The 19879-nt window shown below is 50.6% G+C and carries 28 protein-coding genes; all 28 read right to left on the bottom strand.

The annotated features are described in order from the left end of the window. Positions 1-7 precede the first annotated feature (7 nt). The 28 genes from secY to rpoC all read right to left on the bottom strand — a co-directional run bounded on the left by secY (position 8) and on the right by rpoC (position 19819). Entirely contained in the window at positions 8-1309 is a 1302-nt protein-coding gene (secY, locus tag F556_RS0127105; protein WP_020620156.1) for a preprotein translocase subunit SecY, read from the bottom strand. 1 nt (position 1310) lies between these two features. Beyond that, positions 1311-1751, bottom strand: coding sequence for a 50S ribosomal protein L15 (rplO, locus tag F556_RS0127100; RefSeq protein WP_020620155.1), 441 nt, complete (start codon positions 1749-1751; stop codon positions 1311-1313). A gap of 50 nt (positions 1752-1801) precedes the next feature. After that, the gene (gene rpmD, locus F556_RS0127095) at positions 1802-1987 is read right to left on the bottom strand and encodes a 50S ribosomal protein L30 (RefSeq protein ID WP_020620154.1); all 186 of its coding nucleotides are present in this window, start codon (positions 1985-1987) and stop codon (positions 1802-1804) included. Between the two features lie 13 nt (positions 1988-2000). Then, positions 2001-2498, bottom strand: coding sequence for a 30S ribosomal protein S5 (gene rpsE / locus F556_RS0127090; RefSeq protein ID WP_020620153.1), 498 nt, complete (start codon positions 2496-2498; stop codon positions 2001-2003). 30 nt (positions 2499-2528) lie between these two features. Then, the gene (gene rplR / locus F556_RS0127085; protein ID WP_020620152.1) at positions 2529-2894 is read right to left on the bottom strand and encodes a 50S ribosomal protein L18; all 366 of its coding nucleotides are present in this window, start codon (positions 2892-2894) and stop codon (positions 2529-2531) included. A 64-nt stretch (positions 2895-2958) separates the two neighbouring features. Continuing rightward, on the bottom strand, positions 2959-3501 hold the full coding sequence (gene rplF, locus F556_RS0127080; protein ID WP_020620151.1) for a 50S ribosomal protein L6: 543 nt from the start codon (positions 3499-3501) through the stop codon (positions 2959-2961). A 29-nt stretch (positions 3502-3530) separates the two neighbouring features. Then, the gene (rpsH, locus tag F556_RS0127075) at positions 3531-3929 is read right to left on the bottom strand and encodes a 30S ribosomal protein S8 (RefSeq protein ID WP_020620150.1); all 399 of its coding nucleotides are present in this window, start codon (positions 3927-3929) and stop codon (positions 3531-3533) included. 32 nt (positions 3930-3961) lie between these two features. Continuing rightward, positions 3962-4147, bottom strand: a complete 186-nt coding sequence (locus F556_RS37365; RefSeq protein ID WP_013312154.1) for a type Z 30S ribosomal protein S14 — start codon at positions 4145-4147, stop codon at positions 3962-3964. Between the two features lie 26 nt (positions 4148-4173). Beyond that, on the bottom strand, positions 4174-4716 hold the full coding sequence (gene rplE, locus F556_RS0127070; protein WP_020620149.1) for a 50S ribosomal protein L5: 543 nt from the start codon (positions 4714-4716) through the stop codon (positions 4174-4176). Positions 4717-4746: 30 nt separating this feature from the next. Beyond that, complete coding sequence (gene rplX, locus F556_RS0127065) at positions 4747-5097, bottom strand: 50S ribosomal protein L24 (RefSeq protein ID WP_020620148.1); 351 nt, start codon at positions 5095-5097, stop codon at positions 4747-4749. A gap of 58 nt (positions 5098-5155) precedes the next feature. Next, positions 5156-5524 carry a 50S ribosomal protein L14 gene (gene rplN / locus F556_RS0127060; protein ID WP_020620147.1) on the bottom strand — a complete coding sequence of 123 codons (369 nt, stop codon included), beginning with the start codon at positions 5522-5524 and terminating at the stop codon, positions 5156-5158. Between the two features lie 56 nt (positions 5525-5580). After that, complete coding sequence (gene rpsQ, locus F556_RS0127055) at positions 5581-5844, bottom strand: 30S ribosomal protein S17 (protein WP_020620146.1); 264 nt, start codon at positions 5842-5844, stop codon at positions 5581-5583. 60 nt (positions 5845-5904) lie between these two features. Continuing rightward, positions 5905-6105 carry a 50S ribosomal protein L29 gene (gene rpmC, locus F556_RS0127050; protein WP_020620145.1) on the bottom strand — a complete coding sequence of 67 codons (201 nt, stop codon included), beginning with the start codon at positions 6103-6105 and terminating at the stop codon, positions 5905-5907. Next, entirely contained in the window at positions 6095-6529 is a 435-nt protein-coding gene (gene rplP, locus F556_RS0127045; RefSeq protein WP_020620144.1) for a 50S ribosomal protein L16, read from the bottom strand. Before rplP ends, rpmC begins: the two co-directional genes overlap by 11 nt. A 2-nt stretch (positions 6530-6531) precedes the next feature. Next, the gene (gene rpsC, locus F556_RS0127040; RefSeq protein ID WP_020620143.1) at positions 6532-7200 is read right to left on the bottom strand and encodes a 30S ribosomal protein S3; all 669 of its coding nucleotides are present in this window, start codon (positions 7198-7200) and stop codon (positions 6532-6534) included. A 13-nt stretch (positions 7201-7213) separates the two neighbouring features. Continuing rightward, a complete protein-coding gene (rplV, locus tag F556_RS0127035) occupies positions 7214-7552 on the bottom strand; it encodes a 50S ribosomal protein L22 (protein WP_020620142.1) in 339 nt (112 codons plus the stop codon). A gap of 43 nt (positions 7553-7595) precedes the next feature. Continuing rightward, positions 7596-7877, bottom strand: a complete 282-nt coding sequence (gene rpsS, locus F556_RS0127030; RefSeq protein WP_020620141.1) for a 30S ribosomal protein S19 — start codon at positions 7875-7877, stop codon at positions 7596-7598. 66 nt (positions 7878-7943) lie between these two features. Beyond that, positions 7944-8774, bottom strand: coding sequence for a 50S ribosomal protein L2 (rplB, locus tag F556_RS0127025; protein ID WP_020620140.1), 831 nt, complete (start codon positions 8772-8774; stop codon positions 7944-7946). 32 nt (positions 8775-8806) lie between these two features. After that, on the bottom strand, positions 8807-9100 hold the full coding sequence (rplW, locus tag F556_RS0127020) for a 50S ribosomal protein L23 (protein WP_020620139.1): 294 nt from the start codon (positions 9098-9100) through the stop codon (positions 8807-8809). Continuing rightward, positions 9100-9723: a 50S ribosomal protein L4 gene (gene rplD, locus F556_RS0127015; protein WP_020620138.1), complete on the bottom strand. Its 624-nt coding sequence runs from the start codon at positions 9721-9723 to the stop codon at positions 9100-9102. The genes rplW and rplD overlap by 1 nt, the downstream gene beginning before the upstream one ends. 27 nt (positions 9724-9750) lie before the next feature. After that, on the bottom strand, positions 9751-10374 hold the full coding sequence (gene rplC, locus F556_RS0127010) for a 50S ribosomal protein L3 (protein WP_020620137.1): 624 nt from the start codon (positions 10372-10374) through the stop codon (positions 9751-9753). Between the two features lie 40 nt (positions 10375-10414). Then, on the bottom strand, positions 10415-10723 hold the full coding sequence (rpsJ, locus tag F556_RS0127005; RefSeq protein WP_005544556.1) for a 30S ribosomal protein S10: 309 nt from the start codon (positions 10721-10723) through the stop codon (positions 10415-10417). A 384-nt stretch (positions 10724-11107) separates the two neighbouring features. Further along, complete coding sequence (gene tuf / locus F556_RS0127000; protein ID WP_020620136.1) at positions 11108-12298, bottom strand: elongation factor Tu; 1191 nt, start codon at positions 12296-12298, stop codon at positions 11108-11110. A gap of 97 nt (positions 12299-12395) precedes the next feature. Further along, positions 12396-14471, bottom strand: coding sequence for an elongation factor G (gene fusA, locus F556_RS0126995; RefSeq protein ID WP_020620135.1), 2076 nt, complete (start codon positions 14469-14471; stop codon positions 12396-12398). A gap of 27 nt (positions 14472-14498) precedes the next feature. After that, positions 14499-14969, bottom strand: a complete 471-nt coding sequence (gene rpsG / locus F556_RS0126990; protein ID WP_020620134.1) for a 30S ribosomal protein S7 — start codon at positions 14967-14969, stop codon at positions 14499-14501. 186 nt (positions 14970-15155) lie between these two features. After that, positions 15156-15575: a 30S ribosomal protein S12 gene (gene rpsL / locus F556_RS0126985; RefSeq protein ID WP_020620133.1), complete on the bottom strand. Its 420-nt coding sequence runs from the start codon at positions 15573-15575 to the stop codon at positions 15156-15158. Between the two features lie 135 nt (positions 15576-15710). Next, positions 15711-15941, bottom strand: a complete 231-nt coding sequence (locus tag F556_RS0126980) for a ribosomal L7Ae/L30e/S12e/Gadd45 family protein (protein WP_020620132.1) — start codon at positions 15939-15941, stop codon at positions 15711-15713. 257 nt (positions 15942-16198) lie between these two features. Continuing rightward, positions 16199-19819 carry a DNA-directed RNA polymerase subunit beta' gene (gene rpoC / locus F556_RS0126975; protein WP_020620131.1) on the bottom strand — a complete coding sequence of 1207 codons (3621 nt, stop codon included), beginning with the start codon at positions 19817-19819 and terminating at the stop codon, positions 16199-16201. Positions 19820-19879 lie beyond the last annotated feature (60 nt).

Raw genomic sequence — 19879 nt, 5'->3', positions numbered from 1 at the left:
CCTATTGTTATTTATTGATAAACCCTTTGTAGTGACGTTTGATCAACTGGCTCTCGATTTGCTTCATCGTGTCAAGCGCAACGCCGACAACGATCAGCAGCGAGGTTCCGCCAAGCTGTACAGAATCCGGAAGACCGGCCAATTGTCCGAAGAAGATCGGAATAATCGAGATCAACGCCAGGAACAGCGCTCCGGAAAGTGTGATCCGCGACATCACGCGGGTGATGTAGGAGCTGGTCGGTTTGCCAGGGCGAACGCCCGGGATGTAACCGCCATTCTTCTTCATCTGATCCGCCATTTGGGTCGGATTGATCTGGACGAACGTATAGAAGAACGTGAATCCGATAATCAGCAGCACGTATAGAACCATACCAAGCGGCTCTGTATACATGAGGTGATTCTGAATCCAGTTGGACCATGCCTGGCCAGACCAGAACTGTGCAATCGTTACAGGGAACATCAGCAACGATACCGCAAAGATAACCGGGATAACGCCTGCGCCATTCACCTTAAGTGGAATGTGCGTCGACTGTCCACCGTACATCTTGCGTCCAACCACGCGCTTGGCGTATTGGACCGGAATCTTGCGAATCCCCTGTTGAACATAAATGACACCGACGATCATGAGAATGACCGCAATGACGATGAGCAAAACCAGAAGGATGTTCAGGAAGAGCTGATCGCCCGCATCTGCCAATTTCTCAGCGTAGATGACGCGAATATGTCCAGGGATACCTGCTACGATACCGGCAAAGATGATAATCGAGATCCCGTTGCCGATTCCTTTCTCGGTGATTTGCTCACCAAGCCACATCAGGAATGCTGTACCTGCTGTCAATACGATGGCGATCATCGTATAGGTAACAAAACTCGGATCAAGAACAAATTGGGCGTTGTACTGGCGGTTGAAGCCAATCGCGGTTGCATAGGCTTGGATCAGACCGAGAATGATTGTACCATACCGGGTGATTTGTGCAAGCTTACGTTTTCCGTTCTCGCCTTCCTTTGCCCACTCTGCAAACTTAGGAATAACATCCATAGAGAGCAACTGGACGATGATGGACGCTGTAATGTAAGGCATAATCCCCAACGCGAAGATGGAGAATTGGAACAGCGCGCCACCAGAGAAGGTGTTGAGAAGACCAAAAATGTTCGTGCCTTGTTCATTCATCGACTCGAATACCGACTTGTCAATGTTGGGAACCGGGATGAAAGATCCGATGCGGAAAATCAGCAATACGAAAAGGGTGAACATCACGCGCTTGCGTAGATCCTCCACTTTCCATATGTTGGACAAAGTCTTGAACACGTTAGATCACCTCGGTTTTACCGCCGGCAGCTTGAATTTTCTCTACCGCAGATTGAGAGAACTTGTTGGCTTTTACAGTCAGTTGAACCTTGATTTCACCGTTACCGAGAATCTTGATACCGTCCTGCGGGTTTTTAACAACCCCTTGTTCCATCAGAAGCTCAGGCGTGATCTCGGTTCCTGCTGCAAAGCTGTTCAGATCTTCAATGTTTACAACGGCATACTCTTTACGGAACGGGTTGTTAAAACCACGTTTCGGCAAGCGACGATACAATGGGTTTTGTCCGCCTTCGAATCCTGGACGGACACCGCCGCCGGAGCGAGCGTTTTGCCCTTTGTGACCGCGACCTGCAGTTTTGCCATTGCCGGTACCGATCCCGCGGCCTTTACGTTTACCTACTTGTTTAGACCCGGGTGCTGGCTGAAGCTCATGCAATTTCATCGTTCGTTGCACCTCCTTATTGTTTCAATGAATCGCTAAGTGCGGGCTGCTTAAGCCTGCACTTCTTCGACTTTAACCAAATGGCTGACATGATTCACCATGCCGCGAATGGCTTCGTTGTCCGACTGGATTACCGAGTGATTCACTTTGCGAAGCCCAAGGGCTTGAACTGTCGCACGTTGTTTCTCGTTACGGCCGATCAAACTGCGTACGAGGGTGATTTGCAATTTTGCCATCGTATACCCCTCCTTAGCCCAAGATCTCTTGGACAGTTTTTCCGCGCAATTTAGCTACATCTTCAGCACGTTTCAGGCGGGAAAGGCCTTCAAGCGTCGCATTAACCATGTTAATTGCGTTGGAAGAACCGAGAGATTTGGTCAAGATATCGCCCACACCTGCAAGCTCGAGAACCGCACGTACCGGTCCACCAGCGATAACGCCCGTACCTTCAGAAGCTGGCTTCAGCAGTACTTCGCCAGCGCCGAAATGTCCGAGAACCAGATGAGGAATCGTTGTTTTTACAAGTGGAACTTGGATCAGGTTTTTCTTGGCATCGTCGATCCCTTTGCGGATTGCATCCGGAACCTCGCCAGCTTTACCGATCCCTGCGCCAACCCAGCCTTTGCCGTCGCCTACAACCACAAGAGCACTAAAGCTGAAGCGGCGTCCGCCTTTAACAACTTTAGATACGCGGTTGATTTGAACAACTTTTTCTGTCAATTCTAACGAATTAGGATCTACACGCAAGTCGATTTACCTCCTTATTAGTGAATTCGACTAGAATTCCATACCGGCTTCGCGAGCTGCGTCTGCCAGTGCTTGAATTCTGCCATGGTACAAGTAACCGCCGCGGTCGAAGACCACTCTGCTTACGCCTTGAGCTTTTGCACGGTCAGCGATCAGTTGGCCTACTTGCTTGGCTGCCTCGACGTTGCCGCCGTTTGTGATCGACTTCAGCTCTTTGTCCTGTGTGGATGCCGTCGCCAGGGTTACACCTTTGACGTCATCGATCAGTTGGACGTAGATATGTTTAGCGGAACGGAAGACGGACAATCTTGGGCGCTCAGTGGTGCCTTTGATTTTCTTGCGCACACGCAAGTGCCGTTTCAGACGCGCTTTGTTCTTATCGCCTTTAGTAATCATTAGAGGTTCACTCCCTTCTTCTGCCTTGAACCGGTAATCTTAGCTAAGCGCTCACGCGGAGAGCTTACTTCTTCTTACCGGCTTTACCTTCCTTACGAAGGATACGCTCGCCTTCGTACTTGATACCTTTGCCTTTATACGGCTCAGGCTCGCGTACGGAGCGGATTTTTGCTGCAAAAGCACCGACCAGTTCTTTGTCGATTCCTTTAACGATGATCTTCGTGTTCGTAGGAACCTCGAACTCAACGCCGCCCTCAGGGTTGATCTCAACCGGGTGGGAGTAACCAACGTTCAAGACGACCTTCTCACCGGACTTGCTGGCACGGTAACCTACGCCAACGAGTTCCAGAGATTTGGCGAAGCCTTCAGTTACACCGCTGACCATGTTAGCAACGACGCTGCGCGTCGTGCCGTGCAGGGAGCGATGCAGTTTGTTATCGGACGGACGCTCAACCGAGATCTCGTTCTCCGCGATAACGATTTTCATGTCCTTGTGCAGCTCACGAGTGAGCGTGCCCTTTGGACCTTTAACAGTAAGTTGTGTGTTATCCAGTTTAATGTCTACGCCAGCTGGCACCTGGATAGGTTTACGACCAATACGGGACATTGTTACACCTCCAATCGTTTAACGAGTGATTACCAAACGTAGCAAAGGACTTCGCCGCCGGCTTTACCTTGGCGAGCTTCCTTGTCGGTCACGATGCCTTTGGATGTGGAAATAATCGCGATTCCCAATCCGCCCAGCACGCGCGGTACTTCCGTACTTTTCGTGTATACGCGCAGACCTGGTTTACTGATGCGTTTCAAACCGGTGATGACACGCTCGTTGTTAGGGCCGTATTTCAGGAAAATACGGATCATCCCTTGTTTGTTGTCCTCGATATATTCAGCATCGCGGATGAAGCCCTCGCGTTTCAGAATTTCTGCGATTTGCTTCTTCGATTTCGAAGCGGGCATTTCCACGGTTTCATGACGGACGACATTCGCATTGCGGATGCGTGTCAACATATCTGCAATCGGATCAGACATAACCATTTGTTGTAAACCTCCTTCCCGAACTCGGCTGATTACCAGCTTGCTTTTTTGACGCCAGGGATCTGGCCTTTATATGCCAATTCACGGAAACAAATCCGGCAGATCTTAAATTTTTGAAGCACGGAGTGCGGGCGGCCGCAACGCTCACAGCGAGTGTAGGCACGCACTTTGAACTTCGGAGTACGTTGTTGCTTAACTTTCATCGAAGTTTTTGCCACTGGGTATTACACCTCCTAGAAGTGGATTACTTCGCAAACGGCATACCCAATTGGGTCAGCAATTCACGAGATTCTTCATCCGTTTTTGCCGTTGTTACGATGACAATGTCCATACCGCGGACTTTGTCGACTTTATCGTACTCGATCTCCGGGAAGATCAGCTGTTCTTTCAGACCCAGCGTGTAGTTGCCACGGCCGTCGAACGCTTTATTGGAGATCCCGCGGAAGTCACGTACACGCGGAAGAGCGACATTAAACAGTTTGTCGAGGAAGTAGTACATACGCTCGCCGCGCAGTGTTACTTTAACCCCGATCGGCATATTCTCACGAAGCTTGAAACCGGCGATCGATTTCTTAGCACGTGTGATTACGGGCTTCTGACCAGAAATAATTCTCAGTTCTTCTACTGCTACGTCAAGTACCTTGGAGTTCTGAACAGCTTCACCAACACCCATGTTGATGACAACCTTCTCGATCTTAGGTACCTGCATTACAGTGGAGTAGTTGAACTTCTGCATCAGGTTTGGTGTGATTTCATTCAAAAAGCGGTCTTTCATTCTGATTGCCACGATTTATGGACCTCCTTTCCGTCAAAGGGATTAGTCGATTACTGCGCCGGATTTGGCTACCCGGACTTTTTTACCGTTGTCTTGCACTTTATATCCGACACGAGTCGGTTTGCCTGATTTCGGATCCAGCAACATCACGTTAGACACATGGATCGCTGCTTCCTGCTCCAGGATACCGCCTTGCGGGTTTTGTTGGGTAGGACGCGAATGTTTCTTGACCATATTCACGCCTTCAACCAGTACGCGGTTCTCGCGCGGGTAAGCGGCGATGACACGGCCTTTCTTACCTTTATCCTTGCCAGTGATGACGATGACATTGTCATCCTTCTTCACGTGCAGCTTGTTGTTATGCGATTCAAGAATCTTTTTCAGCCTTGGCATTTCTCACACCTCACTTCGTGAGCATAGGTTTTGGGTATTGCATAAGACCGCAGCGGTCTTAGATAACTTCTGGAGCCAACGAAACGATTTTCATGAAATCTCTGTCGCGCAGTTCGCGAGCCACTGGTCCGAAGATACGGGTACCGCGTGGGCTCTTGTCGTCCTTCACGATAACTGCTGCATTCTCGTCAAATGCGATGTAAGAACCATCTTTACGACGAACAGAGTTCTTTGTACGTACGATAACTGCTCTGATTACATCACCCTTTTTGACAACGCCACCGGGTGTTGCTTGTTTGACAGAGCACACGATCAAATCGCCGATGTGTCCAACGCGACGTCCAGTACCACCCAGAACTCGAATACACATCAGTTCCTTTGCACCAGAGTTGTCAGCCACTTTCAAGCGTGTAAATGGTTGAATCATTGTAACGTCCTCCTTCCGGTCAAAAATACAAATTCGAAAGCTTGGGTTCGTTCAGCTTAGAGGATAATCGCTGCTTCGACGACTTCTACGAGTCTCCAGCGTTTGTCCTTGGAAAGCGGACGGGTTTCCATGATTCGTACCACATCACCAATTTTGGCTTGGTTGTTCTCATCATGGGCTTTAAACTTTTTCGTATACTTGATACGCTTGTTGTACAGCGTGTGCTTTTTGTAAGTTTCTACAGCCACCACTACCGTTTTGTCCATTTTGTCGCTGACAACCTTGCCGATTTGAACTTTGCGGGCATTACGTTCGCTCATGTTCTTCCTCCTTCCTTCAGCCTGTCAGAGAGGCTTAAGGCATCTAATCGAAATTATAAATTAGCTGCTAATACCGAGCTCTCTTTGGCGCAAAACCGTTTTGGCGCGAGCAATCTCTTTCCGCACATCGCGAATGCGAGTCGGATTGTCGAGTTGACCGGTAGCCAATTGAAAACGTAGGTTGAACAACTCTTCCTTGAAGCCGGCGACCTTTTGCTCGATCTCGGCGGAGGTCAGGTTGCGAAATTCACTAGCTTTCATTTGCTTCACCACCCACTTCTTCGCGCTTCACAAACTTCGTTTTCACTGGCAGTTTGTGAGAAGCAAGACGCATTGCTTCACGTGCGATATCTTCAGGGACACCAGCAAGCTCAAACATAATTTTGCCTGGCTTTACCACGGCTACCCATTTCTCAACATTACCTTTACCACTACCCATCCGGACCTCAAGAGGCTTCTGGGTGATAGGCTTAGCAGGGAAAATCTTGATCCAGACTTTACCGCCCCGTTTGATGTAACGGGTCATCGCGATACGAGCAGCCTCGATCTGACGGTTCGTAATCCATGCCGGCTCAGTAGCCTGCAGGCCGTATTCGCCGAAGAGTACTTCAGTACCGCCTTTGGCACGACCTCTCATATGACCGCGTTGTTGCTTGCGGTGTTTGACGCGTTTAGGTACCAACATGATTAGTTGCCTCCTTCCTGGGGAGCTGCTGTTCTTTTCTTAGCAGGAAGGACTTCGCCACGGTAGATCCAGACTTTGACGCCGATCAGACCATAAGTCGTGAACGCCTCTGCTGTTCCGTAATCGATATCGGCACGCAGCGTATGCAGCGGCACGGTTCCTTCACTGTAACCTTCAGTACGTGCAATCTCGGCTCCGCCCAGACGACCACTTACGGAAGTTTTGATTCCTTTTGCGCCTGCGCGCATTGTACGTTGAATCGCTTGTTTCAGGGCACGACGGAACGAAGTCCGGCGCTCCAATTGAAGAGCGATGCTTTCAGCTACCAGGATTGCATCCAGGTCAGCTTGTTTGATCTCGGCGATGTTGATATGAACCTTCTTGCCACCAGAAATCTTAGCAAGCTCCGTCCGCAGGTTCTCTACCTCAGATCCACCTTTACCGATTACCATTCCTGGCTTAGCGGTATGAATCGTTACGTTGACGCGGTTAGCGGCACGCTCGATTTCGAACTTGGATACAGCAGCATCTTTCAGTTTCTTCTTCAGATACTCACGGATTTTCACGTCTTCCAGCAAGAGATCACCGAAATCTTTGCCGGCATACCATTTCGATTCCCAGTCACGGATAATACCAATCCGTAGACCGACGGGATTTACTTTTTGACCCACACGTTTTCCCTCCTTATTTTTCGGATACCACCAGAGTGATGTGGCTGGTTCGTTTGTTGATCCGGCTCGCACGACCCATCGCGCGTGGACGGAAACGTTTCATTGTTGGCCCCTGATTGACATATACCTCGGATACGACCAGCTTGTTGACGTCCAGCTGATAGTTATGATCCGCATTGGCAATGGCAGAGTTCAACAGCTTCTCGACGATTGGCGACGCCGACTTTGGAGTGTGACGCAGGATCGCGATCGCTTCACCGACTTGCTTGCCGCGGATCAGGTCAACGACTAGTTGAGCCTTACGAGGCGCGATACGGATGAAGTTCGCAACAGCTTTTGCTTGTTGTGCCATGGTAGAACCTCCTCTCAGAACAGTTAACTATCAATCAAGCAGATTATCTTCTGCCTGTTTTCTTATCGTCGGCGGTGTGGCCCTTATACGTACGTGTAGGAGCGAACTCGCCCAGTTTGTGTCCAACCATATCCTCAGTTACGTATACAGGCACATGCTTACGGCCGTCATAGACAGCGAACGTGTGTCCGATGAACTGTGGGAAAATAGTGGAGCGGCGGGACCATGTTTTGACGACAACTTTCTTCTCCGTCTCATTCAGTTCCTCAACCTTTTTCAGCAGGTATCCGTCAATAAACGGCCCCTTCTTCAGACTGCGACCCATAGGTGATCCTCCCTTCAGCTAACCTGGCGTAGAATAGTGTCCGAGCCGCTCGGAGTCAAGCTAATCTTACTTCGTGCGGCCGCGTACGATATATTGGCTGGAAGCTTTTTTCTTCTTGCGGGTTTTGTAACCAAGTGTCGGTTTGCCCCATGGGGACATAGGCGATTTGCGTCCGATTGGCGCACGGCCTTCACCACCACCGTGTGGGTGATCGTTCGGGTTCATAACAACGCCGCGTACTTCAGGACGCTTGCCGAGCCAACGCGAACGGCCAGCTTTACCGATCTTAACGAGCTCATGGTCCTCGTTACCTACGGATCCGATTGTCGCACGACATACTTTCAGGATGCGACGAACTTCGCCGGAGGAGAGGCGGATAACCGCGTAAGTATCCTCTTTACCAAGCAATTGAGCTTCAGTACCAGCTGCGCGAACCAATTGGCCGCCTTTGCCTGGCTTCATCTCAATGTTGTGGATAACTGTACCAACCGGGATGTTCTCGAGTGGCAACGCGTTACCAGTTTTGATGTCAGCTGCAGGGCCGGAAGTGATAACGTCGCCTACCTTCAGTCCTTTAGGAGCGATGATATAACGTTTTTCACCGTCTGCATAGTGGATCAATGCGATGTTCGAGGTGCGGTTCGGATCGTACTCAATGGTAGCTACTGTACCAGGAATGCCGTCCTTATTGCGCTTGAAATCGATAATCCGGTATTTACGCTTGTGTCCGCCACCGTGGTGACGTACGGTAATTTTACCTTGGTTGTTGCGGCCGGCTTTTTTGAAAAGTGGCGCAAGCAACGATTTCTCCGGTGTGCTTGTTGTGATCTCTTCGAAAGTCGAGACGGACATCGCACGACGGGCTGGAGAAGTCGGTTTATACTTCTTAATTGGCACTTCGATTCCCTCCTTACTTGTCTAGTCTCTTATTATACAGATGCTTCGAAGAATTCGAGCTCATTGCTCTCTTCTGTCAGCTGAACGATTGCCTTTTTCCACTCGGAAGTGTAACCGGCATGACGACCTTGGCGTTTTGGCTTGCCAGGTACGCGCATCGTGTTTACGCTAGCGACTTTAACGTTAAAGATCGCTTCGATGGCTTGTTTGATCGCCGTTTTGTTGGCGCGCATGTCGACTTCGAACACATAGCGTTTAGCTACCATGAGTTCGCTTGTACGCTCGGTAATGATCGGGCGCTTGATAATATCGTGTGCGTTCTTCATTACGCAAGCACCTCCTGTACTTTCTCGACCGCTTCCTTGGTGATGATCAGTTGGTCATGAGCCAATACATCCAGAACATTAATGCCTTCGACTGTCAGGAATTTGACGCCTGGAATATTGCGTGCGCTCAGTGCAACATTATCTTCGTAGTTAGCTGTAACAACCAGCGCTTTACGAGCCACTTTCAGACTTCCCAGAATTCCTTTGAATTCTTTGGTCTTTGGTTGGTTGAAAGCCAGTTGATCCAACACGATGATTTCGTTACCGATCACTTTGGAAGACAGTGCGGATTTGATGGCAAGACGACGAACTTTCTTAGGAAGTTTAAATCCGTAAGAACGTGGAGTCGGTCCAAATACCGTACCACCGCCAACCCATTGCGGGGAGCGGATACTGCCTTGACGTGCACGACCCGTACCTTTTTGTTTCCATGGTTTACGGCCGCCGCCGCGAACTTCCGAACGACCTTTGGTCTTGTGCGTGCCTTGGCGTTCTGCAGCTTGCTGCAGGACCACTGCACTGTGCATAACGTGGGTATTCGGCTGGATGCCGAAGATGGCTTCAGCCAGCTCGATATCGCCGACTTGCGAACCACTCACGTTGTATACTGCTACCTTTGGCATTACGTGTTCCTCCTTTCTTCAGGGGTGTTATTTCTTCACCGTCGATTTAATTTTGACGAAGCTGTTTTTAGCTCCGGGAATGGATCCTTTAACGAGCAGCACATTGCGCTCTACGTCAACGCGGATAACTTCCAGACGTTGAATGGTGATGGTGTCTTGACCCATGTGTCCTGGCAGACGCTTGCCTTTCGGTACGCGGTTAGCCTGGATGGAACCCATGGAGCCCGGTCCGCGATGGTAGCGGGAACCGTGAGACATTGGACCTGTACTTTGTCCCCAACGCTTGATAACGCCTTGGAATCCTTTACCTTTGGAGATTCCTGTTACGTCAACAAATTCGCCTTCGGAGAACAGATCCGCTTTTACTTCTGCGCCAACCTCGTATTCTCCCACGTTAACTCCGCGGAATTCACGAATGTAGCGCTTAGGAGCCGTGTTGGCTTTTTGAGCATGAGCTGTTTCGGGCTTGTTCGCTCTTTGCTTCTTCTTGTCGACGAAGCCAAGCTGAATTGCCTCGTAGCCGTCATTCTCCTGATCTTTCTTCTGGAGAACCACACAAGGTCCTGCCTCGATGACCGTAACCGGAATTACGTTGCCCTCAGGCGTAAAGACTTGTGTCATGCCGAGTTTTTTCCCTAAGATACCTTTCATGTTGACACCTCGTTTCGCTTCAATAATAAGTAGTTAGTTCTTACAGTTTAATCTCGATATCTACACCGGACGGCAGGTCCAAGCGCATCAATGCATCGACCGTTTGCGGCGTTGGGTTAACAATGTCGATCAGACGCTTATGTGTGCGCATCTCGAATTGCTCCCGCGAATCCTTGTACTTATGAACCGCACGCAGAATGGTGATGATTTGCTTTTCCGTTGGCAACGGAATCGGACCGGACACGCCTGCTCCGGAACGCTTTGCAGTTTCAACAATTTTCTCTGCTGATTGGTCAAGAATTCTGTGATCGTAAGCTTTCAAACGAATACGAATCTTTTGCTTTGCCATGTAATTCCCTCCTTCTATCGCCCAATTTAGTATCGGACATACTCCGCGAGAAAACCCGACTTATGCCCCATGGCAAAGGGGCCGGGTGTGTCGGCAACCTCTCGCATCATCGCACAGCCACAGACCAACGTTCACTATTATATACAAAATGAAAGGCATTTGCAAGGAAAATATCCGCTTATGCATATTTATTTTCATATTGTATTTCAAATCCAGAATACGGGCGAATTCACACTATGAAAAGCTCATACAATTAATCATTTTCGCGTGTTTTTAATAATCTTTCTTCTATTATATAGATCACAAAAAAGAGGCTGCCCTCCCGATCAAGACCGGTTGAACAACCTCTTTATTACATCCAGCGCAGCTTACGCTGCAGCCGAATTATTTTTGGATCGAAGCAACAGCGCCAGCGCCTACTGTACGGCCGCCTTCACGGATGGAGAAGCGAGTTCCTTCTTCAACTGCGATTGGAGCGATCAGTTCAACAGTAACGGTGATGTTGTCACCAGGCATTACCATTTCGCTGCCTTCTGGCAGAGTGATGATACCTGTTACGTCTGTTGTACGGAAGTAGAACTGTGGACGGTAGCCTGTGAAGAAAGGCTTATGACGTCCGCCCTCTTCTTTTGTCAGGACGTAGATTTGAGCAGTGAAGTTCGTGTGTGGCTTAACGGAACCTGGCTTAGCCAGTACTTGACCACGCTCGATGTCTTTACGCTCAACACCGCGAAGCAGTGCACCGATGTTGTCACCAGCTTGAGCGGAGTCCAGCAATTTGCGGAACATCTCAACACCAGTACATACGGTTTTACGAGTTTCTTCTTGCAGACCGATAACTTCGATCTCGTCGCCGACTTTAACCACACCACGCTCAACACGGCCAGTAGCAACTGTACCACGTCCAGTGATTGTAAATACGTCCTCGACAGGCATCAGGAAAGGCTTGGATACGTCGCGCTCAGGAGTTGGGATGTAAGTATCCACGTGCTCGAACAGCTCAACGATTTTGTCAGCCCACTCGCCGTCTGGGTTCGACAGTGCTTCACGAGCAGCACCACGAACGATTGGCGTGTCGTCGCCTGGGAACTCATACTCGCTCAGCAGGTCGCGAACTTCCATCTCAACCAGCTCGAGGAGCTCTTCGTCTTCAACCATGTCGCATTTGTTCAGGAATACGACGATGTAAGGAACGCCTACTTGGCGGGAGAGCAGGATGTGCTCACGCGTTTGCGGCATTGGGCCGTCAGCAGCGGATACAACCAGGATCGCGCCGTCCATTTGAGCAGCACCAGTGATCATGTTTTTAACATAGTCAGCATGGCCTGGGCAGTCTACGTGAGCATAGTGACGGTTAGGTGTCTCATACTCAACGTGAGCTGTGGAGATTGTGATCCCGCGCTCGCGCTCTTCAGGAGCCTTATCGATTTGATCAAAAGCGATAGCAGCACCGCCGTACTTTTTGGAAAGTACAGTTGTGATGGCAGCAGTCAGAGTCGTTTTACCGTGGTCAACGTGACCAATTGTACCGATATTAACGTGTGGTTTGTTACGTTCGAATTTTTGCTTAGCCATTGAACTTATTCCTCCTTAATAAATGGAAAGTTATAGGTATCGGCCGCACACTCTCAGCTAAGAAGCATACAGATTGACGGCCGTGGCAACCAGGGAATTACTCGCCTTTGTGCTTGGAGATAATCTCTTCCGCAATCGACTTCGGCACTTCTTCGTAATGGGAGATTTCCATCGAGAACACGCCGCGTCCCTGTGTACCGGAACGAAGGGTAGTAGAGTACCCGAACATCTCGGCCAAAGGCACTTTGGAACGGATGATCTGAGCACCCGAACGGGAGTCTGTACCTTCGATGCGTCCGCGACGGGAGCTGAGCATACCCATTACGTCACCGAAGTACTCTTCCGGTACGGTTACTTCAACCTTCATGATTGGCTCAAGCAGGACTGGCTTACATTTGTCCTTCGCTGCTTTGAGCGCCATGGAGCCTGCGATCTTAAACGCCATCTCCGAGGAGTCGACATCATGGTAAGATCCGTCTACGATCCGAGCTTTAACATCGACGAGCGGGAAGCCGGCGATAACACCGTTCTTCATTGCTTCTTCGATACCAGCTTGAACAGCAGGAACATACTCACGAGGTACAACACCACCGACGATTTTGTTTTCGAATACAAAGCCGTCTCCTGGCTCTTGTGGTTCGAATTCGATCCAGACGTGACCGTATTGACCACGACCACCGGACTGACGTACGAACTTACCTTCAACCTTGGCTGCTTGCTTGAATGTCTCACGGTAAGCAACCTGTGGTTTACCTACGCTAGTCTCGACTTTGAACTCGCGTACCATGCGGTCTACGATGATCTCCAGATGGAGTTCGCCCATACCAGCGATAATAGTTTGTCCAGTCTCCTCATCCGTGTAAGCACGGAACGTAGGGTCTTCCTCCGACAGTTTCGACAGGGCAACGCCCATTTTGTCTTGGTCGGCTTTGGTTTTTGGCTCGATTGCGATCTGGATAACTGGCTCTGGGAAGTTCATCGACTCCAGGATAACCGGAGCTTTCTCATCACAGAGTGTATCACCCGTAACCGTATCCTTCAAACCAACAGCAGCAGCGATATCACCGGAGTAAACTTCGGAGATCTCTTGACGGCTGTTAGCATGCATCTGGAGAATACGTCCTACGCGCTCGCGTTTGCCTTTTGTACCATTCAGTACATAAGAACCCGAAGCCAGAACACCGGAATACACGCGGAAGAATGTCAGTTTACCAACATAAGGATCCGTCATGATTTTGAACGCCAGTGCCGAGAACGGCTGGTCGTCACCCGATTTACGCGTTACTTCTGTACCATCTTCAAGGAGACCCTTGATGTCTGGAACATCGATTGGCGCAGGCAGGTAGTCAACCACGGCGTCCAGCATAGGCTGAACCCCTTTGTTGCGATAAGAAGAACCACAGATAACAGGGAAGATCTTCACGTCGCAGACGCCTTTGCGAAGCGTTGCTTTCAGTTCCTCGATGGTGATTTCCTCACCTTCAAGATACTTCATTGTGAGTTCTTCGTCCAGTTCGGCAACTTTCTCTACCAGTTCTGCACGAAGCTCTTCCACTTGGTCTGCAAATTCTGCAGGAATCTCAACTTTCTCAGGATCCCGACCAAGGTCATCTTTGTAAACGTACGCTACGCGCTCAACGATGTCGATCATGCCTTGGAAATCATTCTCGGCACCGATCGGCAGTTGGATTGCAACTGCGTTGGCTTGCAGACGCTCACGCATATCTTTGATAACGTTGAGGTAGTCAGCACCGATGATGTCCATCTTGTTCACGTACGCGATCCGAGGAACACCATAGCGGTCAGCTTGACGCCATACCGTTTCGGATTGAGGCTCTACGCCTTCCTTAGCACTGAATACACCTACCGCCCCGTCCAATACGCGCAGGGAACGTTCAACTTCTACTGTGAAGTCAACGTGACCTGGGGTGTCGATAATATTGATGCGGTGACCATCCCATTGAGCTGTAGTCGCAGCAGACGTAATTGTAATGCCGCGCTCTTGCTCTTGCTCCATCCAGTCCATCGTCGCTGCACCTTCGTGCACCTCGCCGATTTTGTGGGTACGGCCTGTGTAGAACAGGATCCGTTCGGTAGTCGTGGTCTTACCAGCATCAATATGCGCCATAATCCCGATGTTACGCGTATTTTTCAAGGAGAACTCTCTAGCCATGATTATGTCTCCTTTCGAGTTTAGATCCTACCAGCGATAGTGGGCAAACGCTTTGTTTGCTTCCGCCATCTTGTGTGTATCTTCACGCTTCTTAACGGAAGCGCCAGTGTTGTTGGATGCATCCAGAATTTCAGCAGCCAAACGCTCTTCCATTGTTTTCTCGCCGCGGTTGCGCGAGTAGTTCACGAGCCAACGAAGTCCGAGTGCTGTACGGCGCTCTGGCTTCACCTCGATCGGTACTTGGTAGTTTGCACCACCAACACGACGGGCTTTAACTTCGAGAACAGGCATGATGTTTTTGATGGCTACTTCAAACACTTCCATAGGCTCTTTGCCTGAACGTTCTTGGATAAGTGTGAAGGCATCATACAGGATTGTCTGCGCTACACCGCGCTTGCCGTCGATCATGATACGGTTGATCAGACGAGTAACAAGCTTGCTGTTGTAGAGCGGATCCGGCAATACGTCTCTTTTTGGTACGGGACCTTTGCGTGGCATGAGGTATCCCCCTTTCAGTCGGTTTTGATCACGATGTGACTCACGGTAGCGGATTCGGCGTCGAATCTTGAATGCACTCCGAACTTCCGGTGCTCACGTAGCTTCCACTACGCTCCGCTTCTCATTTCGTCCTGCCTCCAACCTTCTCGGTGCTGAAAACCGATCCTTAGAGTCAGAAGTGATTTCTTACTTTTTAACTTTAGGACGCTTCGTACCGTATTTGGAACGAGCTTGCATACGGTTGTTAACACCTGCAGTATCAAGTGCACCACGAACGATATGGTAACGAACACCCGGGAGGTCTTTTACCCGGCCGCCGCGTACGAGTACCACGCTGTGCTCTTGCAGGTTGTGACCGATGCCTCCGATGTAAGCAGTAACCTCTACACGGTTCGTCAAGCGAACACGAGCATATTTACGCAAAGCGGAGTTCGGTTTCTTAGGCGTCATCGTTCCTACACGAGTGCAGACACCGCGTTTTTGCGGGGCGCTCAGGTTGGTTTCTTCACGCTTCAGCGCGTTGAATCCTTTTTGAAGCGCAGGCGATTTCGACTTGACCACTTTAGCTTCACGGCCCTTACGGACCAGCTGGTTGATTGTTGGCATGTTGCCACCCCCTTCCTCAGTTTTTGACTGTCCAATCACGTCTTGCTTAAGCCCACAGATCCAGGTGGTTCATAAAAGAACAAACGAAAGTTTTTGCACGGCGACTCTAGCCCCCATCGCAAAAACGAATGTCTCTTATTCTTCTTCAGGAATGACAGCAGCCATCGCAGCCCCGACATCAATGCCGCAGGTTGCCCCGAGGCGCTCCATCGTGTCTACCCAGATAACTTCAATTCCTGCCCGTTCGCTGAGCTCTACAATCTTGCCCGTTATTCGCTGATCTGCATCTTCTGCAACATAGACGGCAGTGGCAATACCTTGCTCTACCATCTTCGTCGTCTGCTTGCTGCCGATCTTGAATGGCATAGAATGTAACCCTCCATTCCAAGGATGATCCTGCGACCATCGGATGGTCGAGCTCAAACCAGCATGTTGGCACACTCCGATATAGTAGCACTTTGGTGCCCAGGGTGTCAAGGACTGTTTCTCAAAACACCTTCACAAAGTGCAGCTTGATCTCAGAGGCCTATTCTGATATGTTGCCGGGCCCCGAAACATCCCAAAAAACAGGGAATTGCCTGCAGCCCACAGACTGCCTGCAATTCCCCGCGTTCTGCGCGGTCCTACAGCTCGACCGGCACGCCTTCGAGTTGCTCTTCGCCAGTTTCCGGCTGTTCGTCGTCGCCGGCGAATTTGATGCTGCGGTAGCGGTTCATGCCTGTACCGGCAGGAATCAGCTTACCGATGATGACATTTTCTTTCAGACCAAGCAACTGGTCGACCTTGCCCTTGATCGCTGCATCTGTCAGGACACGTGTCGTCTCCTGGAAAGAAGCCGCGGACAGGAAGGAATCAGTCTCCAGGGATGCCTTGGTAATACCGAGCAAGACCGGTTTAGCTACAGCCGGCTCGCGATCGGAGAAGATCGCGGTCGTGTTGGCCGCTTCATACTCGTGAATATCCACGAATGCGCCCGGCAGCAGTGTCGTACCGCCTGCGTCCACAATGCGGATCTTGCGAAGCATCTGCTTGATCATAACCTCAATGTGCTTGTCATTGATCTCAACACCCTGGTTCCGGTATACGCGCTGAACCTCTTGCAGTATATAGTTCTGCACACCCCGGATACCCTTGATGCGGAGCATATCCTTCGGATCGATCGAACCGTCCGTCAGCTCATCGCCTGCTTCGATTTGTTGCCCAACGGTAACCCGAATCCGCGATCCGTAGGTGACGGAATACACTTTGGATTCAGCTTCGCCCTGCACTTCAATCTCGCGGCGATCCTTCGCTTCACGGATCTCCTTGATCGTACCGTCGAGTTCAGAGATGATCGCTTGGCCTTTTGGATTACGAGCCTCGAAGAGCTCCTGAATCCGCGGCAGACCTTGCGTGATATCGTCTCCGGCAACACCGCCGGTATGGAACGTACGCATGGTCAGCTGGGTTCCTGGCTCACCGATCGATTGTGCAGCAATGATACCAACTGCTTCACCAATCTCAACGTGCTTGCCAGTCGCCAGATTGCGTCCGTAACAGATCTTGCAGACGCCATGACGTGCGCGACAGCTCAGAACCGAGCGGATCTGCAGACGTTCTACACCAGCAGCAATAATCTCATCTGCTTTGGCAGAGTCAATCAGATCGTTACGCTGCGCGATGACCTCGCCTGTCTTCGGATGGCGAATCGTCTCGAACGAGTAACGCCCTTCAATCCGATCGTACAGATCCTCGATGACCTCTTTTCCATCTTGAATCTTGCTAACCGTGAAGCCTTTGTCGGTGCCGCAGTCGTCTTCACGAACGATGACATCCTGCGCCACGTCAACGAGACGACGAGTCAGGTAACCCGAGTCAGCTGTACGAAGCGCCGTATCGGCCAGACCTTTACGCGCACCATGCGTCGAGATGAAGTACTCGAGTACCGTCAGACCTTCACGGAAATTCGATTTGATTGGGAGCTCGATGATCCGACCCGACGGGTTGGCCATCAGACCCCGCATACCGCCCAGCTGGGTGATCTGCGATTTGTTACCCCGTGCTTTGGAATCCACCATGAGCATAATGGAGTTGTAACGTTCCATCGATTTCATGAGGATATCGGTAATCTGATCTTTCGCTTTACTCCAGATGCTAATGACACGGTCATAGCGCTCTTCGTTGGTGATCAGACCACGACGGTATTGATTTGTTACGACAGCGACTTTCTCTTCGGACTCTTTCATCAGCGCGTACTTCTCATCCGGTACGACAACATCATCCACCGCAATGGTGATGCCCGCACGAGTCGAGTAAGTGAAGCCCAACTGCTTGATTTTGTCCAAGATCATCGAGGTCTGTGTCGTGTGGTATTGGCGGAAGCACTCGGCAATAATCAAGCCCAGATACTCTTTGCCTACAGCGCCTGCAATCGCCAAGTCAGCATTGAACTTAGCCAGGTCTGTACCTTTTTCATACACAAAATATTTTTCCGGCGTTCCGTTCAACAGATTGCCTTTGGTGGCTTCGTTGATATACGGGAAATCATCCGGGAAGATTTCGTTAAAGATGACTTTACCCACCGTGGTGACGATGAGTGACTTTTGCTGTTCCTCGGTAAAGGTCGATTTACCCAATACTTTGACAGGGATGACGATGCGAGCGTGCAGGGAAACAATTCCCCGTTGATAAGCCGAGATCGCTTCGTTGACCGTACCAAAAATGGAACCGGAACCTTTGGCTTCATTGTTATCCATCGTCAGATAGAAACTGCCGAGAACCATATCCTGCGAAGGCGTAACGACCGGCTTGCCATCCTTAGGGTTCAGGATGTTGCCGGAAGCCAGCATCAGCAAGCGTGCTTCAGCTTGTGCTTCAGCCGATAGCGGAACGTGAACCGCCATCTGGTCACCGTCGAAGTCGGCATTGTAAGCCGTACAAACGAGCGGATGCAGCTTGATTGCGCGTCCTTCAACCAGAATTGGCTCGAACGCCTGAATACCGAGACGGTGAAGTGTGGGGGCACGGTTCAAGAGAACTGGATGCTCCTTGATCACTTCCTCCAGCACATCCCATACTTCAGGGCTTACGCGTTCAACCTTGCGTTTTGCACTCTTAATGTTGTGCGCCAAGCCTTTGTTAACAAGCTCCTTCATGACGAACGGCTTGAACAACTCCAGCGCCATTTCCTTCGGCAGACCGCACTGGTACATCTTCAAGCTAGGACCGACGACGATAACCGAACGACCGGAGTAGTCGACGCGTTTACCCAGCAAGTTCTGACGGAAACGGCCTTGTTTACCTTTGAGCATATGGCTGAGCGATTTGAGCGGACGATTGCCCGGTCCGGTAACCGGACGACCGCGGCGGCCGTTGTCGATCAGAGCATCGACAGCTTCCTGCAGCATCCGTTTCTCGTTCTGCACAATGATATCCGGCGCGCCCAGATCAAGCAGACGCTTCAGACGGTTGTTCCGGTTAATGACCCGGCGATACAGGTCATTCAGGTCAGAGGTCGCGAAGCGGCCACCGTCCAGCTGTACCATCGGTCGCAGCTCAGGCGGGATAACCGGCAGCACATCAAGAATCATCCATTCCGGATCATTACCGGAGTTGCGGAATGCCTCGATGACCTCCAGGCGTTTGATCGCCCGGTTGCGCCGCTGGCCTTGGGCCGTGCGCAGCTCTTCTTTCAACATGTCAAGCTCACGCTCAACATCGATGTCCTGAAGCAGCTTTTTAACAGCTTCCGCTCCCATACCAGCCTGGAATCCATAACCGTATTTTTCGCGGTAGCTGCGGTACTCCTTCTCCGAGAGCAATTGCTTCTTCTCGAGTGGCGTCTCGCCTGGATCCGTTACAACATAGGATGCAAAGTAGATGATCTCCTCAAGCGAACGAGGAGACATGTCGAGTGCCAGACCCATGCGGCTCGGGATGCCTTTGAAATACCAGATATGCGATACAGGCGCAGCCAGTTCGATATGGCCCATGCGCTCACGACGCACTTTGGCACGTGTTACTTCGACGCCACAGCGGTCGCAGACGACACCTTTATAACGTACACGCTTGTACTTGCCGCAGTGACATTCCCAGTCCTTCGTCGGTCCGAAGATCTTCTCGCAGAACAGACCTTCCTTCTCCGGCTTCAGGGTACGGTAATTGATCGTCTCCGGCTTTTTAACTTCTCCACGGGACCAGGAACGAATCTTGTCCGGTGAGGCCAAACCTATTTTCATATACTCGAAGTTGTTAACATCCAACAAGGAGCAACCCTCCTTAAGTCTGTGTCAGGCAAAATGTACACGTGCAGCCATTCCCGCCAG

The sequence above is a fragment of the Paenibacillus daejeonensis DSM 15491 genome, assembly GCF_000378385.1.
GTDB classification, from domain to species: domain Bacteria; phylum Bacillota; class Bacilli; order Paenibacillales; family Paenibacillaceae; genus Paenibacillus_D; species Paenibacillus_D daejeonensis.
This window is presented reverse-complemented; position numbering and strand designations above follow the sequence as displayed.

Excerpts from the sequence above, each read along its gene's own strand:
- rplO (WP_020620155.1), bottom strand. The coding sequence starts at position 1,751 with ATGAAATTGCATGAGCTTCAGCCAGCACCCGGGTCTAAACAAGTAGGT.
- rpmD (WP_020620154.1), bottom strand. The coding sequence starts at position 1,987 with ATGGCAAAATTGCAAATCACCCTCGTACGCAGTTTGATCGGCCGTAAC.
- rplR (WP_020620152.1), bottom strand. The coding sequence starts at position 2,894 with ATGATTACTAAAGGCGATAAGAACAAAGCGCGTCTGAAACGGCACTTG.
- rplF (WP_020620151.1), bottom strand. The coding sequence starts at position 3,501 with ATGTCCCGTATTGGTCGTAAACCTATCCAGGTGCCAGCTGGCGTAGAC.
- rpsH (WP_020620150.1), bottom strand. The coding sequence starts at position 3,929 with ATGGTTATGTCTGATCCGATTGCAGATATGTTGACACGCATCCGCAAT.
- rplX (WP_020620148.1), bottom strand. The coding sequence starts at position 5,097 with ATGCCAAGGCTGAAAAAGATTCTTGAATCGCATAACAACAAGCTGCAC.
- rplN (WP_020620147.1), bottom strand. The coding sequence starts at position 5,524 with ATGATTCAACCATTTACACGCTTGAAAGTGGCTGACAACTCTGGTGCA.
- rpsQ (WP_020620146.1), bottom strand. The coding sequence starts at position 5,844 with ATGAGCGAACGTAATGCCCGCAAAGTTCAAATCGGCAAGGTTGTCAGC.
- rpmC (WP_020620145.1), bottom strand. The coding sequence starts at position 6,105 with ATGAAAGCTAGTGAATTTCGCAACCTGACCTCCGCCGAGATCGAGCAA.
- rplP (WP_020620144.1), bottom strand. The coding sequence starts at position 6,529 with ATGTTGGTACCTAAACGCGTCAAACACCGCAAGCAACAACGCGGTCAT.
- rplV (WP_020620142.1), bottom strand. The coding sequence starts at position 7,552 with ATGGCACAACAAGCAAAAGCTGTTGCGAACTTCATCCGTATCGCGCCT.
- rpsS (WP_020620141.1), bottom strand. The coding sequence starts at position 7,877 with ATGGGTCGCAGTCTGAAGAAGGGGCCGTTTATTGACGGATACCTGCTG.
- rplW (WP_020620139.1), bottom strand. The coding sequence starts at position 9,100 with ATGAAGAACGCACACGATATTATCAAGCGCCCGATCATTACCGAGCGT.
- rplD (WP_020620138.1), bottom strand. The coding sequence starts at position 9,723 with ATGCCAAAGGTAGCAGTATACAACGTGAGTGGTTCGCAAGTCGGCGAT.
- rplC (WP_020620137.1), bottom strand. The coding sequence starts at position 10,374 with ATGAAAGGTATCTTAGGGAAAAAACTCGGCATGACACAAGTCTTTACG.
- rpsJ (WP_005544556.1), bottom strand. The coding sequence starts at position 10,723 with ATGGCAAAGCAAAAGATTCGTATTCGTTTGAAAGCTTACGATCACAGA.
- tuf (WP_020620136.1), bottom strand. The coding sequence starts at position 12,298 with ATGGCTAAGCAAAAATTCGAACGTAACAAACCACACGTTAATATCGGT.
- fusA (WP_020620135.1), bottom strand. The coding sequence starts at position 14,471 with ATGGCTAGAGAGTTCTCCTTGAAAAATACGCGTAACATCGGGATTATG.
- rpsG (WP_020620134.1), bottom strand. The coding sequence starts at position 14,969 with ATGCCACGCAAAGGTCCCGTACCAAAAAGAGACGTATTGCCGGATCCG.
- rpsL (WP_020620133.1), bottom strand. The coding sequence starts at position 15,575 with ATGCCAACAATCAACCAGCTGGTCCGTAAGGGCCGTGAAGCTAAAGTG.
- F556_RS0126980 (WP_020620132.1), bottom strand. The coding sequence starts at position 15,941 with ATGCCATTCAAGATCGGCAGCAAGCAGACGACGAAGATGGTAGAGCAA.